Origin of the sequence: Vibrio sp. Evd11 (genome assembly GCF_900382755.1) — a bacterium.
Lineage (GTDB): Bacteria > Pseudomonadota > Gammaproteobacteria > Enterobacterales > Vibrionaceae > Vibrio > Vibrio lentus.
The window spans coordinates 1-15,551 of the sequence record NZ_OSDX01000089.1 but is presented as its reverse complement, the minus strand read 5'-3'; the positions used below and the strand labels follow the sequence as shown (position 1 = coordinate 15,551).

The 15,551-nt window shown below is 44.0% G+C and carries 11 protein-coding genes and 1 pseudogene; 6 read left to right on the top strand and 6 right to left on the bottom strand.

Translation table 11 applies throughout. The features are described from left to right. Window positions 1-101: 101 nt before the first annotated feature. From tnaA to ED652_RS22180, 3 genes are all read right to left on the bottom strand, one after another. Window positions 102-1,574: a tryptophanase gene (gene tnaA, locus ED652_RS22190; protein WP_122056197.1), complete on the bottom strand. Its 1,473-nt coding sequence runs from the start codon at window positions 1,572-1,574 to the stop codon at window positions 102-104. Between the two features lie 758 nt (window positions 1,575-2,332). Then, the gene (locus tag ED652_RS22185; RefSeq protein ID WP_122056196.1) at window positions 2,333-4,006 is read right to left on the bottom strand and encodes a GTPase family protein; all 1,674 of its coding nucleotides are present in this window, start codon (window positions 4,004-4,006) and stop codon (window positions 2,333-2,335) included. Continuing rightward, window positions 3,993-5,105, bottom strand: a complete 1,113-nt coding sequence (locus tag ED652_RS22180; RefSeq protein ID WP_122056195.1) for a YcjF family protein — start codon at window positions 5,103-5,105, stop codon at window positions 3,993-3,995. Before ED652_RS22180 ends, ED652_RS22185 begins: the two co-directional genes overlap by 14 nt. 284 nt (window positions 5,106-5,389) lie before the next feature. On the opposite strand from ED652_RS22180, the gene ED652_RS22175 reads away from it, so the two are divergent. Next, entirely contained in the window at window positions 5,390-5,899 is a 510-nt protein-coding gene (locus ED652_RS22175) for a peptide-methionine (S)-S-oxide reductase (RefSeq protein WP_122056194.1), read from the top strand. Between the two features lie 183 nt (window positions 5,900-6,082). Here ED652_RS22175 and ED652_RS22170 read toward each other — a convergent pair whose 3' ends face one another. Next, window positions 6,083-7,699 carry a polysaccharide lyase 6 family protein gene (locus ED652_RS22170; protein WP_122056193.1) on the bottom strand — a complete coding sequence of 539 codons (1,617 nt, stop codon included), beginning with the start codon at window positions 7,697-7,699 and terminating at the stop codon, window positions 6,083-6,085. 85 nt (window positions 7,700-7,784) lie between these two features. After that, complete coding sequence (locus ED652_RS22165; RefSeq protein ID WP_065104081.1) at window positions 7,785-9,557, bottom strand: transporter; 1,773 nt, start codon at window positions 9,555-9,557, stop codon at window positions 7,785-7,787. A 510-nt stretch (window positions 9,558-10,067) separates the two neighbouring features. Here ED652_RS22165 and ED652_RS22160 point away from each other — a divergent pair. Both ED652_RS22160 and ED652_RS22155 read left to right on the top strand, forming a co-directional pair. Then, window positions 10,068-10,679: a toxin-antitoxin system YwqK family antitoxin gene (locus ED652_RS22160; RefSeq protein WP_065104082.1), complete on the top strand. Its 612-nt coding sequence runs from the start codon at window positions 10,068-10,070 to the stop codon at window positions 10,677-10,679. A 350-nt stretch (window positions 10,680-11,029) separates the two neighbouring features. Beyond that, a complete protein-coding gene (locus tag ED652_RS22155; protein WP_122056192.1) occupies window positions 11,030-12,583 on the top strand; it encodes a methyl-accepting chemotaxis protein in 1,554 nt (517 codons plus the stop codon). A gap of 143 nt (window positions 12,584-12,726) precedes the next feature. Here ED652_RS22155 and ED652_RS22150 read toward each other — a convergent pair whose 3' ends face one another. After that, window positions 12,727-13,443: a FadR/GntR family transcriptional regulator gene (locus ED652_RS22150; RefSeq protein WP_122056191.1), complete on the bottom strand. Its 717-nt coding sequence runs from the start codon at window positions 13,441-13,443 to the stop codon at window positions 12,727-12,729. 109 nt (window positions 13,444-13,552) lie between these two features. Here ED652_RS22150 and ED652_RS24060 point away from each other — a divergent pair. The 3 genes and pseudogenes from ED652_RS24060 to ED652_RS22140 form a co-directional block, all read left to right on the top strand. Beyond that, window positions 13,553-13,771, top strand: a pseudogene (locus tag ED652_RS24060) (PfkB family carbohydrate kinase); the annotation flags it as partial. 73 nt (window positions 13,772-13,844) lie between these two features. Beyond that, complete coding sequence (locus tag ED652_RS22145) at window positions 13,845-14,471, top strand: bifunctional 4-hydroxy-2-oxoglutarate aldolase/2-dehydro-3-deoxy-phosphogluconate aldolase (RefSeq protein ID WP_122056190.1); 627 nt, start codon at window positions 13,845-13,847, stop codon at window positions 14,469-14,471. A 216-nt stretch (window positions 14,472-14,687) separates the two neighbouring features. Further along, the gene (locus tag ED652_RS22140) at window positions 14,688-15,452 is read left to right on the top strand and encodes a transporter substrate-binding domain-containing protein (protein ID WP_122056189.1); all 765 of its coding nucleotides are present in this window, start codon (window positions 14,688-14,690) and stop codon (window positions 15,450-15,452) included. Window positions 15,453-15,551: the final 99 nt, after the last annotated feature.

Here is a 15,551-nt window from a genome sequence, read left to right as displayed (position 1 = left end):
CAACGGTATGCTAAGAACAAAAATGCCGTTCACTCTTAAGTGAACGGCATTACTCCTTAAAGGAGCCTTTTGATTAGTGACTATTCGCTTATGTTTTTATTTTAAAATGCTTCTTCGAGCGTTTGTTCATTCTTTTTTCCTGCTTGTTTCTCGCTTATTTCTACCTCTTTCAAGCGCGCCGTAAAGTGTCTTAACACTGGCGGTTCATAGGTAAAGTCGAGCCCTTTCACTTTCCCAGCATTCTCTTTTACTTTCTCGAATGCTTCGATAATGAAATCCATGTGGGTTTGTGTGTACGTCGCGCGTGGAATGGTTAAGCGCAATAATTCTGCAGGGCATGGATGTTGCTCGCCTGTGGCAGGATCACGGCCTTGCAGTAAAGAACCAATCTCAACCGCTCTAATGCCCGCCACTTTGTACAGTTCACACGCCAACGCATGCGCTGGAAATTGGCCTGCTGGAATATGAGGAAGCAGTTTACCCGCATCGACAAATGCGGCATGACCACCTGCTTGTTGACACACGATACCCATCGCTTCTAAGCCATCAACAAGGTATTGAACCTGACCAATTCGGTATTCCAACCAGTCTTGACGCATGCCGTCATAAAGGCCAACCGCCAAACGCTCCATCGCGCCGCCTTCTAACCCACCATAAGTTGGGAAACCCTCTTGAACGACACACAAGGTTCGACATTCTGTGTACACATCCATGAATGACTCATCTTTAAAACAGAGTAAGCCACCCATCTGTACCATCGCATCTTTCTTGGCAGACATGGCTAAACCATCCGCGTATTTGTAAGATTCACGTGTGATCTGTTCAATTGTCCAATCTTGATAACCGACTTCACGCTGCTGAATGAAGTAAGCATTTTCAGCGTAGCGTGCAGAATCCATAATTACTGGGATATCGTACTTCTGAGCGATTTCATGCACGGCTTTAAGGTTGGCAATAGAGACAGGTTGTCCACCAGCCGAGTTACAAGTAATGGTACTCACAATGTAAGGAACGTTAGCCACGCCCGCTTCTAAGATCGCTTCTTCCAGTTTCACCACATCGAAGTTGCCTTTAAAATCCGCATTCACTGAGGTATCAAATGCTTCTTTGGTATAAACGTTTTTCGCCACACAGCAATTCACTTGGGTGTGACCTTGTGTGGTATCGAAGAAGTAGTTCGACAAAGCGACCATTTTGCTGCGATCGAGTCCCTTTTCCATTTCGCGCTTCTTAATCAGAACAGGAATGTAAATCTGCTCTGCACCGCGCCCTTGGTGTGTTGGAATCGTCAACTCGTAGCCGAAGATATCTTTCACCGCATTCGACAGTGCATAGTAACTGCGACTACCGCTGTAAGCTTCATCACCCATCAACATCGCGGCTTGCATACGTTGAGTAATTGAACCAGTTCCGCTGTCGGTCAACAAATCGATGAACACATCATCACTGTCGAGTAGAAACGGGTTCATGCCCGCTTCGACAATGGCTTGCTCACGATAAGCGCGAGTTGTTCTTTTTACTGGCTCTACAACGCGAATACGAAACGGTTCTGGTAGATGTTTGAAATTTTCCATAATAGTACCTTTCAATAAATTCGGCCTAAATCGAAAAAGCCAAATTCATTATTTTTAGATGTCACGAGTCATCACCATTAATTTAATTTCACGCACAATCACTATCGTGATGATTGCGATTAAAATTAATAGCTATAAATAAATCATTTAATCAATGACGTATTGATTAGGATCCAGTTAATAATGACTAAGATATAAAGAGCCACATGCATAACAACACAAATAGCGGCCGCATGAGCTACGACATATCTTAAAGAAAAAATTAACAGGACTGGGCAAAGCTCAAGGGCTCTGCTGGCGCGTGACGCCTAGAGGGTACTACTCTGAAGAAAGGCGGAACGAGAGCTGGTGATCTAAGGTATACCAAGCTAACAAGGTTAGCCATGTTGTTGATTGCCATTTCAGATACATGTTCACAATATATCCCTACGTTGAAATCAAGGTGATCCGAAATTTAAATATAGTGCAATTGTTTTATAAATACAGCGAAAGAAAGTATAAATGTGATCAGAATTTGGAATGGTAATTAAATACGATAGCATGTTATATAAACTGTGAATCACAGCCATTTATATACTATTAAACTAGTTCGACGAGTTACTTAATAATATCGAATCTCTTTTGAACTCAAAATTTCTCTAATAAGAGGCGAAGATGGCTGTTTTCTAAAAATCTATCTTCTAGAAATCTACTAAGCTAAAAATGCCAAGCTCTGATGAGGCTCAAACCTAACCAGAACCGTATTCGCAGTGAATGACTTACTTCTTCTTAACGGCTTGCTTGATGGCCATTTCAGCCAGTTTTGGTGTCGCAGCCTTCAATGCACTTGGTGCCACCTTCTTACCGACTTTTACTGCTTTGTTCAGCTGTCCTTTAACCGACGTCCCTCTTTTCATTGCTTCAAAACGTTGGCGATTTCTCTGAACGTTATTTGCGTCAGCGATACGTTCGAGCAAAGTTTGCCTTAAAATATCTAAACCAAACTGTACCTTTTCAGACGCAATCGCCAGCGGCAAAGCGATGTCCGGCTGTAACAGTGCTTGATTATATTCGAGCGCTTGAGCAATGATCTTTGCTTTGGACGATGTTGGGTTCTCTAAGTCATACGGAGGTTGCCACTCATCTACAGGCTTTAACCTATCTACTTGATTCACAACTGACACCACAATCGGCTTCTTGCGTGAGATGTTCTTAGGATCATCATAGAAAGCATCAAATCTATCTTTCAACTGCTTATCCAAATCACGTGCAGACTGATTGGCTTTAAGTACCCACAGCACCACATCGGCTTGGGTCATCTCTTTCAGCATTAAGGCTTCGGTTTTAGGATTGCCATCAAGCCCTTGCAGATCAACCACTCGAACGTCATTATCGTCGACAAACGCGTTATATACGGTTGAAGTGTCGGTTGATGGTAGAACATCGACCTCGGCAACCAGCTCTTGCTTAAGGGCATTAATCAGGGAGGATTTACCTGAACTTGTTTGCCCGACCAGCACAATTCTCACGGGCTCTAATTCAGGAGCAAAACGTTTTTCGTCAACTTCAGACACATCAGATGCTTTTAATGCTTCGTCTTCAATGCTGAATCGCCCGCTATAAAGATCAATCGCCACCGCGGCTACTTCATCGAGTAAGGCCTGTTTGGCGGCGTATTGCATGTCATCCACCACGCCTTTGGTCATGGATGATGTCGCTTGCTCTCGACCTAAATCGGAAATCACCTTCAATGGATTCAAATACAGGTTTTTAAGGTGGTTGCCCCAGATAGCCGCTTTGAAGATCTTCTGCCCTAGCTCACCGTATTTGTCATAGGCTTCATAGCCCGCTTTGATGTAGGAAACCTTGAGATATTCGATACCCGGAATGTGTTCTTTCACTACCAATTTGTAGCGGCGGCTGACTTCTTCGAAGAGTTTGAGCCCTTCAGGGATAGAGAAATCGAGTGATTTTTTATCAAACTTTTTGGCCACAAACTCAAGTACCTCTAAACCGGTTTGGTCTAGGTTGCCCCACTCTATGTCTTCCATTAACTGCTGACGTACATAGTGCTTTGAATCATTCCAAATTGACAGCTCCGCTTGCGACCATTCATCAGACGCTTTGACCATCGCATCATTGACTAACGCATCATCAGTGTCAGCACTCTTAGGTGATGATTCGGTTTCACCTTCGCTCGCTGGGTTTGCAGACGTATCGCTATAAGTTGGTTTGCGAGAAGAGCGGCTAGAAATGAATAAAGGAATGGTGAACACCAAGGTACTCACGGCAATGGCAATCGACATTTCCAATAAGTAACCGTATTTGACCGCCAAGAAGACACCAAAGCCCATCATGATAATGCTTGGGAAGATCGCCGAAATCAGGGCTATGCCCCAACGCCCACTGGATAGCACAGCAAGTAATCGAAACAGGTTTCTAATTTTCTTCATAGCCCGACGCCGCCTTACCTTTTTTCAGGGATTCTTTGTAGATCTTCTGCATCTCTTGCTCAGACACTTCTTCGCCTTTGTTCTTATGATAGAAGTAAAAACAAGCCGCGCGACCTAAACCATAAGAGGTGCCGAAACTCATTGCCGCTGCGGCAACCGCGCCTACCGTTTGGCCATAAACCGGAATCAGCTTTATCAGCTGTCGAGTGCCCAATTTCATGCCGTATTGCAAAGCAAAGCTGCTTCCCAAAGTGCCTATCAATTCACTGAAGACTCTCTTGTTCCATTCGACCCCATACTGGTTTGCCAAACTATGGAGCATTTTCGCTTGAATCGCAGGTACAGACACCAAGCCAACACCCGGAATAAGGTCGCTCGTAGCGGCACTTCCTGCATACCAAAGCACTTCATTTTCTACTTGATCAAAGTTGGCTTCTTCTTGAGTGGAATGTTCTTTGTCGACAACCATCATGCCAATAACTGGAAGGATGTTGGTCAGCTTTTCTAACAAAACGTCATAGTTATAAATTGAGCCACTGTTATTGCTCAAATCATCCGTTTCAAAATCCACCGCGACGGATTCAAAGCTCTTACCCCAAACCTTCTCTACTTGATTAGAATTGAACTGAATTTGCCTTGCTCGGTCGGTCTCACTGGAAGACAACACCGCCGTATGAACAAGCAGCAAGTGCTTAATTTTCTTTTGCTTCTTAATCTGTTTCAGAGCAGCAAGTACCGAGGATTGTTCAGGTTCATCGGCTTTCATCACCACGACTAACGCATTACCAGCCTGACCAATCTCTTCTAGGTCTTCTTTCGCATCATAATTCGCTTCACTTAGCCCTCTGGTATCAAGAAAGCGCATCACCGGTTTGTCTTGCGGAAACTCATACGACATCGCCGTCATAGTACATGGCGCAAATCCATTGCCGACTTCAACAGAAGAGTCGCCCGTGACCGCTTGAATAAACGATGACTTGCCCGCACCCGTTTTACCCAACAACCACAAGGTCGGAAGATGCTTACGCTGATATTCATGAGCCTGAGTCAGATCGGGATTCTTGCTCGGGTTGATGAAGTCTTTTATTTGATCAAACATGGTTAGACTAACGCTCACTTGATGTTGAGATTCGGGTTGGTGACAAGGCGCGATGACTTATATAATCACATCATCGTATTTTACTTAAGTTGTTCAGTGGCGCGTTTGTTCAGTGGCACTGTTTGACAATACTTAAGCACTTGTTTTTATAAGCCTGTTTATATACGGTTCTATCACGTATTTAAGCATGCTCCAAGCTATTGATATGCATGTAGCCATAGTTACCTTGGCGGTCTATTCGCGATGAGTCGCCAGCAACAAACACGAAGAGCTCAAAGAGAAGTATGGAACAAATTTATTTAGCAGGCGGATGCTTGTGGGGTGTGCAAGAGTTCATCAAATATGTGCCCGGCGTGATCAGTACAGAAGCCGGTCGTGCCAATGGTAATGCCCAGCCAACAGAAAACGAAACAACACAAAGCGATGAGACCCAAAACGCTTATGATGGTTACGCGGAGTGTGTACAAATTGAGTTTGATCCGAGCATCACGTCAGTAACGGTTTTGATGGAGCATCTGTTTGAGATCATCGACCCATACAGCGTAAACAAACAAGGGGTTGATGTAGGCGAGAAATACCGCACGGGTGTATACAGCATTAACGCCCTGCACTTATCAGAAGCTGCGAACTACATTGCATCTCGTGATGACGCAGAACGAATCGCTCTCGAGATCCTGCCGTTAACCAATTACGTCGCCAGTGACGATATCCACCAGCATCACCTAAGTCAGTTCCCTGAAGATCATCACTTATGCAATATTCCTTGGGATCTGCTGCATAAATACAAGTCCTAGGCTTAAACGTTAAACCTTGAGCCCTGAGCCTAAAACCTAAAAACAGAACACTAAAAAGCCCCAATAGGCATTTACCTATTGGGGCTTTTTCAGTTTCTAGTGTTTGGATAACCTATCGAGTCGTTCTCGAATCGCTCTTCACACTTATCTCGTTACTCGCACTAGCATGAGTACTAATACTGATTACTTCTTGGTATTTTCAAGCACGTAATTTGGACCCGCTGTTTCAGCCGTTACCACTGCAAGTTTAGACACGTCAGCACCTTCGCCTTGGTAAGTGTTGATGCCGTTCTCAACCGTCACTTTTGGTAGTTCAACCGAGTAGCTTTCGATCAGTTCAGAATCCGTCACTTGACCCACGTAAGTTTCATCTGTGTAGGTTGCGCCGACTAATGGGAAGTCATGAGTTGCGCGAACACTGACAAACTCAGGTGATTGTGAGTTATCAACCACATTGTGTTTGAACGCCACATCCACACCTGCGTAAATACCTTCAACTTCTGCGTTGTTGAATAGACTTACACGGTGGCTTTGATTGCCGTAAACAATGCCCCACTCAGTATCGACTAGAGAGTTGTTCTCAATCGTGATGTTTTTCGGCGTCCATTGCTTATTCAACTCTTTGCCCTTCACTGATTGATCTAACTGCTCGCCATTCGCTACATCGATAATGCCGGTGTTAATAACGATACCGCCACGTAGGTCAGCGTTACCTTCAATCACACCATCACGGCCACGAGTGTTAGCAATGTAGTTATTGCGGATCACATGGTCTTCATCGTAGATACGCATACCACCAGTTAGGCGTTTCTCGTTACCCAGAATCATGTTGTTCTCAACCGTATTGCCTTTACCGTGACGCAGTGAAATCAGTGCCGCGCTTTGGAAGATGGTGTTGCCTGCAATCGTGTTGTCACCCGACTTAATAGAGATAAGCTCACGCTCGCCATCCATATCGATCATTAGGTTGTTCACAAACTTAGAGCTTGAATCCCACTGTGAAGATTTAGAATCGCCGATGCGAATCGCTTCCCAACTGTTGCCGTTGTAACGAATCGCTTCTTTGATATCGAATTCATTAAACTGGTTCGGCTTTTGATCCATGAAGATGTTATTTGCGATCAGGTGGTTATCCGCTGTGTCATCTTTTTGAACACCGATCAAAGTGCCGCGCTTCTGCTTACCTTCGAAACGGTTGTTGATCACTTTACCGTCTTTGCCCCATAGCGAAACCCAAAGGTACTTTGGATACTCAGAGCGACGCTCGTCTGGCTCGTACTCATAGTCGTGGTTGAAGTAGTAGAACGTTGAGTTTTGCAGCGTGTTGCCGTTACCCATCATACGTACTGCACCAAAGCGTTCGTTAGGGCCACCTTCCGTAAACACTAAGCCATCAAGCATAATGTCATCACCTTTCAGTTCAAACTGGATCAAGCCAGTGATCCACGCAGAACCTGCTTGCTCGGCTTTAATGGTGATGTCATTCGCCGTAATCGTCACTTGACCTAAGTTCGCGTATTTACCGTTAGGGATAACAACTTCGTCGCCATCTTTTAGGTTTTCAAATTGTGCTTTAAGCGCAGCGACTTGCTCTTCTGATGCAACGTCTAAGGTGTCGCCATCTACCTCAGTTAAGCGGTCACTACTCAATAGGTAACTACGGTCGATTTCGCTAATAGCAGGTGCAGCTTGTTCAGCGACATTGACTACTGGTGCTGTTTTTTCTTGTGTCGTACAGCCTGTTGCAAAAGCGAGCGTGAACGCGCTAATAATGCTTACCGATAATAGTTTTTTTTTCATCGTACATCTCACGTTAAATATTGGATTATAAAAATGACGACCACCCATTCAGGTGGTCGTGATGTTATTTTGGATGCGTATTAAATTAGCCTTCGGCTGGAGTCACTTCGTCTTGTTGCTCGACTTTGTCATCGACCGCTTTAACAAGTAACAGACCGACAGAGAACACAATCAAGCCACACAGAACGAATACCATGCGTCCCCACATTGGGTTTGGCAGTACAAACATGGTCATTACGCCCACACCCGCTACCGCGATAAGTGAACCCAACATACGACGTTGCTTGTTATCCAGTTTCTTCTGTTCATTACTTTCAGCAACTAATGGTGTCGCTAGGTTGTTGAAGAACTTGTCGACATCTTTCTCACGGTGTTCCGGTAATGGTTTGTAGAACAGTGTTGAAAGAACAAAGAAGCCAGCTGTAAATACGATGTGACCGATAAGGCCGATAGCCACTTTCAGGTCAGCCCACTCACGACCCGTTAGCTCATTTAGACCGAACCAGTTTTGGATCATGTCAGCAGTGATAACGAAACCAACGAAGTAAGAAACCACACCACCCACAACTAGCGTACCCCAGCCTGCCCAATCCGGTGTTTTACGGATGAAGAAGCCACAGAATGCTGGAATTGTCATAGGGAAGCCGATCAATGCGCCCACGTACATCATGGTGTCGAAAAGGCTCAGACCTTTAAGAGAGTTGATGAACAGAGCAACCAAGATGATTGCGATACCGAAGAAGGTAGACGTTAGCTTAGAAACAACCATTAGCTCTTTCTCTGTCGCTTTAGGGCGAAGAATTGGCTCGTAGAAGTTCTTAACGAAAATACCTGAGTTACGGTTTAGACCAGAATCCATTGAAGACATCGTTGCTGCAAACATAGCGGCAATCAGAAGGCCAACCATACCAACTGGCATGTACTCTTGAACGAAGTAAAGGTAAGCGAAGTCAGCGGCTTTACTGCCTGCTTCTGGGTAAGCTGCTGCTAAATCAACACCTTGACCCGCCATGAACCAAGAAGGCATGAACCAAATGATTGGACCAAGCGTCATCAGTACACAAGCAAGGAGTGCCGCTTTACGTGCATTGTTTGAATCTTTCGCAGCAAGGTAGCGGTAAGAGTTCAACATGTTATTGGTAATGCTGAACTGCTTTAAGAAAATGAACACAGCCCAGATGCTGAAGATGCTTAGGTAGTTCAGGTTGTCACCCGTAATGAACGAGTCCGTTGGGAAGTCGCTAATGATCTGAGTAACACCGCCACCGTGGTAAACCGCAACCACAGCACACGTCACCGTTACTGCCATGATGATAACCATCTGCATAAAGTCAGATGCGATTACCGCCCAAGAGCCGCCCGTTACCGACATTATCAGTACGACAAGGCCTGTTAGGATGATCGTGGTTGTCATGTCGAAACCAAAGATCCCTGATGCGATGATCGCAAGACCGTTCAACCAGATACCCGCAGAAATAACGCTGTTTGGCATACCCGACCAAGTAAACACTTGCTCATTCACCTTACCAAAACGCATACGAATCGCTTCAATTACCGTCACAACACGCAGTTGGCGGAACTTCGGAGCAAAATAGAGGTAGTTCATTAGGTAACCGAATGCGTTAGCGATGAAGATAATCGCTACGGCAAAACCATCGGTAAAGGCTTTACCTGCGGCACCCGTAAATGTCCACGCACTGAATTGGGTCATAAATGCAGTTGCACCTACCATCCACCACAACATGTTACCTCCCCCACGGAAGTAATCACTTGTCGTACTTGTAAACGTTCGGAACATCCACCCTATCGCAATTAAGAATAGGAAGTAGATGCCAACTATCAGGGTATTGAGTTCCATCTTTAGACCTTTTATTTATGTTTTTTTGTTGAGGTCACTATAGATAGATGGCAAGCATATTTGTACTACAATAATCCAAATACGTGACAGTGATCTTACAGTCTGCCGCTCAATTAATCATACAAGTGATCGAGTTCAAAGTTGCACCACCTAGGAGCGCAATCCCTCAAGTCAGTGCAGTCATCCGCACTAAATTTCGACCAAAACCCCTAAAAACATGAACAAAGTCTCTAAAAATCGAAGAATACTCGTTAAAAATTATTATTCGTCACGATCAAAGCTCAAATGCGAACAACAAAAAAATCGTTAGATATAATTTATAAAAATGAATCAAACCAACACATTTGTAGTACAAATAAGATTGAATGTTTGCTTTTAAAAGTTCCCTATATTAGGTAGCCAATAATGCAAACTTGAAAACCACTATTAGATACTGACAGGGATACACGGAAGTGAAATGCTCTTAACACACCCGTTACAGTTTCTCTCGTCCATTAAAAAGGTGTCATTATGAAGAAATACGTTCCAATCTTAATTGCTCTTAGTGCGGTATCTTCTATGAGCTATGCAGCAACACCACGTGAAGATGCTGTTGACTACTTACAGATGCGTAAAGGCGTGGCTTACCAAGTAAACCATTCAAAACCCTTTACTGGTCAATTTGAAGAGAAGTTTGATAACGGCCAAGTCGCGACCCAAGCTCAGTTTGCTGACGGCCAAGAACTAGGGTTAGAAACTAACTGGTATCCGAATGGCCAAGTTGCCTCTAAAGTGAATTACGTTAAAGGTGAACTACAAGGCAAGGCAGAAACCTGGTATCCAAACGGACAGAAAAAAGCAGAACTCAATTATAAAGACAATGAACTATCAGGCACCGCCTCTCGTTGGTATCCCAATGGTGAACAAAGCCTGACCGCTGAATACAGCGACGGACAAAAAGATGGTTTGGTAACGGACTACTACCCTAACGGTAATAAGGCAAGCCAAGCGAAGTTCGATGAAGGTGAAGTCGCGAACGGAAAACTAACTCGCTGGAATACTAACGGTGACAAGGTTGAAGAACTGACCTTCAAAGACCACAAAATCACGTCTAAACAGGTGTGGATGCCGACAGAAAGCTAAATACAAACGGATGAGTGCTCGTGTTACAAAGCACAAGTACTCATCTTCTTTAATCTCAAGTAAGCACTGTGCTCTCCATTAACAAGATCTATTGACCTAATCTCCCCCTCCCTCCTTTTCCTCTCCCTTTATGTCCAAAACAATCACTAATAACAAAATAATCACCAATAGCCATTGAAAATAATAAATATTTAACTTGCGCATAACCTTTCCATAAAATACTGTAAGCAAACGTTTCCGTTGCGAGTCAGATCTCAATTACCGACCTCGTAAGCTATCTACACGCAAATAAGAGAAACACGATTCCAAATACGTTGTTGAGTCATATTGTTCTGCTTTGGTGCCCGCCTATGAAAATTAAAACCTCCCTCTTTAGCCTAACTTGTTTATCCATTGTGTCTTTGTTGGTTGTTGTGTCATTCACTGAACTGGCCAACCTGAAATTGATCAAACTTGAAAAAACGCTGATCAAAGTAAAGTCGCTCGAAGTCTCTATGCTTCAGCTCAATAGAACCGAATTAGAGTTTCTAATAAGCCATGAGAAAGCACTCAAGCCGGTATTCGCCAAAGAGTACTCTCACTTTCAACAATTGATGGGGAGCTTTTCCGGCCTGCTCACAGAGTCTGACATTGCAGTCCCAGAGCTAGAAAAACTGACACTTGAAGTGAAACAATACGACAAAGACTTCTCTTTGATGGTGGATGCGACTGATCGAAATCCGGCAAAGGTCGCGGAACTGAAATCAGAAATGAAGATGCTGTTTGAAGACATCATCTCAATATTCATCAGCCTTGAAGGCCGCTTAGAACAGCAGGTCGAATCAATTCAACAAACCATTACGACCTTTATTATTGGTTCCATTGTTACCGTCGCAGCATTACTAATGGCACTATCTTTTGGCGTTTCATCTCGTGTCGCAAAGAAAATAGCCTCGTTAAACTCAACCATGTTGTTGGTATCGCAGCAACGTGACTTTACCGTAAGAGCCGACGACAGCGGAACGGACGAAATAGCCGATATCGCAAGGGCGTTTAATACCGTACTCGCTGATATTCGTCAGTTGGTCGGCCAAGTTCAGGGCTCTATTCAAGAGTTAGGCAACATATCTAACCAGCTTCAGCACGATGGAATGGAAGTTGAGAGTGCTTTAAACAAACAGCAGCAACAAACCGAAAATATTGCGACCGCGATAAACCAGATGGGCAGCAATATTCAAAATGTGGCCACCAACAGTGAAAATGCCTCATCCAATGCACAAACCAGTTTCACCACGGCGAATGATGGCCTGAACGACGTAGCATTCACCAGAGACACCATCAATACGCTTTCGACTGATCTCGTCAGTGCGAGTGAAGAAGTGAACCGCCTCTCTGTTCATTCCGAGAAAATTAATACGGTTTTAGAAGTGATTAAAGGCATTGCAGATCAAACCAACCTACTTGCTCTGAATGCAGCGATAGAAGCGGCGCGTGCTGGCGAACAAGGTCGTGGCTTTGCGGTGGTTGCGGATGAGGTAAGAACCCTAGCGGGCAGAACTCAGCTTTCAACCGAAGAGATTTCAACGATTATTAAAGGCGTTCAAGACCAGACCCAAACGGTAGTGAATACCATTCAAAACTGTTGTGAGAAAGGCAACAGCAGTGTCGACTCTTGTGAAAATGCCCATTCGAGAATCACTTCGGTTATTGCCGATATGGAAACGATTCTAAACAACAGTTTGGAAGTAACGAATGCGATGAAAGAACAAAGCGCTGTCACCTCAGAGATCATTGAAAACGTGAGTGTGATTAAGCAGCTAACACTGGCCAATGTGACGGGAGCATCGAAAAACGCCGCTTCTGCCACGTCTGTGGTAAAGCAAACGGATTCATTAGAACGTGCGGTGATTGATCTAAAGATCTAAACCGACTCTCATTGGTTTATTTCTTATTATGGATTAACTTAAATATAAGTTATGCAAATAGGAAAAGTTGAAGGACAAAAGCACGCTTAGCGTGCTTTAAAATAACCGTGTGTTACTCGATTTACGCATCAACAACAAACTAACTACTCTGTTGTTAACTGATAGTTTAACCGCTGTAGATGGCTTGCTGACGCCTGGCGTGCTTTATCACTATTACCAGCCATAATTGCTTCGTAAATGGCACGATGTTCTTGGATACACGTGTTGCCCTGTTCTGACGAGTGAACAATAAAGTTATTAAACATGGTCGTTAAAATGTGACCAAATGGTAGGTAGAAGTCATTCCCTGTTGCCCTAAAAATAAGGCTATGGAACTTCATGTTAATGTTTAACCAACGCTCTTTATCCAACGGTTCTTGTCTAGAAACATCGACCATCTCTTGGAAAGTTCCTGATAATTCAACACGTTGCTCAGCACTTGCAAATTTAGAAGCTAAAGCACAAGCTTCTGGCTCAATAGCCCGGCGTAATCCTAGGAATTGATGACAGAATTGGTCGATATCTGTTAGCCCATCCATCCACTCAATAAGCTGTGAATCTAAAAAATTCCAGTATGCTCGGTCAACGACTCGAGTACCAATTTTCGGACGGGATTCTAGCAGCCCTTTGGAAGTGAGAAGCTTAACAGCTTCTCGTAATGCCGTTCTACTAATACCAAATTGCTCACACAGAGCCATCTCTCCAGGGATGATCGAGCCCTGAGGCAAATCACCCGACAAAATACCGCGAGCAATTTCACGTGCCACTTGCACATGTAAGCTTCGCTTAGAGCCTGAAATTGAATTAAAAGTGCCTAGCATAAGTCTACTTACTTATTAGATATGTATTATTAAACTACACTTTAGCATTGAAAGTACGATGCACCAAATCGGCTCACCGACCACGAAAGTTCCCTTGAAATTCTATGGTTTAGTGCCATCGTACTCATACGTTGCAACACCAACAGTAGTCAATATTGTTGATACTTCAGCTGCTGGTGACTTTTTCCGTTCAGGATCCTAGTTAGGTGCTTGGAACGGTGGTAATGCTAGCGATGCAGCATTAGCAGGTCATATTGTGGCAGGGACTGTGATTCAGCATCCAAGTGCTATCATTCCTCTAGAAGCGACGCCTGATTTGTCTCTATAATTGCGCACTTCATATATTAATCAAGGGGTTGCTTAGTTGAAAGCAGGCCCATTGTTAACGTGAGAAAGAATTCATGACTACATTAAATGAACAACTAGCAAACCTAAAAGTAATCCCTGTAATCGCTATCAACCGTGCTGAAGATGCCATCCCCCTAGGTAAAGCACTGGTTGAAAACGGCATGCCATGTGCAGAAATCACACTACGTACAGAATGTGCAATCGAAGCGATTCGCATCATGCGTGAAGAATTCCCAGACATGCTAATCGGTTCAGGTACTGTACTAACTAACGAGCAAGTTGACGCATCTATCGAAGCGGGCGTTGATTTCATCGTAAGCCCAGGTTTCAACCCTCGTACTGTTCGATACTGTATCGACAAAGGTGTTGCAATTGTATCGGGTGTAAACAACCCAAGCCTAGTTGAGCAAGCAATGGAAATGGGTCTTCGTACGTTGAAGTTCTTCCCTGCTGAACCTTCTGGCGGTACTGGTATGCTTAAAGCATTAACAGCGGTTTACCCTGTTAAATTCATGCCAACTGGCGGCGTCAGCTTGAAGAATGTAGATGAATACCTATCTATCCCTTCTGTACTTGCGTGTGGCGGTACTTGGATGGTTCCAACTAACCTTATCGACGAAGGTAAGTGGGATGAACTAGGCAAGCTTGTTCGTGACGCAGTTGAATTCGCGAATAAGTAAACCGCCTCACCTACTGGCATTTTAACGTAATTAATTTTTAAGATATAAAGCGGTCGCGAGATCGATTTTTAATACTTGTAAAGATAAAAATAGCTGCTGTATCGCACTATCAACTCCTCGATTGCCTCCCAACTCCGGCCTTTCCAATGGTTTGATCTCTTTCTCTGATTGTTTCTGTTACTTTGAATGACAACACAAACACAACAGATAATTACAATGAAAAAAACATCACTATTACTTGCTTCCATTACTCTGGCTCTTTCTGGTGTAGTACAAGCTGACCAATTAGAAGACATCCAAAAATCAGGTACACTTCGTGTCGGTACTACAGGCGACTACAAACCTTTTTCTTACTTCGACGGCAAAACCTACTCTGGTTATGACATTGACGTAGCCAAACATGTTGCAGAGCAGTTGGGCGTTGAATTACAGATTGTCCGTACTACATGGAAAGATCTGCTAACCGACCTCGACAGCGATAAATACGACATCGCGATGGGCGGTATCACACGAAAAATGCAGCGTCAGTTAAACGCAGAACAAACTCAAGGCTACATGACCTTTGGCAAGTGTTTCTTAGTTGCGAAAGGCAAAGCAGAACAATACAACAGCATTGAGAAAGTGAACCTTTCTTCTGTGCGTGTTGGCGTCAATATCGGCGGGACTAACGAGATGTTTGCGGATGCTAACTTGCAAGACGCAAGCTTCACACGTTACGAGAACAACCTAGACGTTCCGCAAGCCGTTGCGGAAGGTAAAGTGGATGTCATGGTGACAGAAACTCCTGAAGGCCTGTTCTATCAAATGACGGACGAGCGTCTTGAAGCGGCTCGTTGTGATACACCGTTTACCAACAGCCAATTCGGTTACCTGATTCCAAAAGGTGAACAACGCTTGTTGAACACAGTGAACTTCATTATGGATGAGATGAAATTGAAAGGGGTTGAAGAAGAGTTTCTGATCCACAACTCTCTTAAGTAACTCTTTACGATTTATTCAGTGACAAAAAAGAGGCCAGCAATGCTGTAATGCCGTTCACTTAAGAGTGAACGGCATTTTTGTTCTTAGCATACCGTTGTG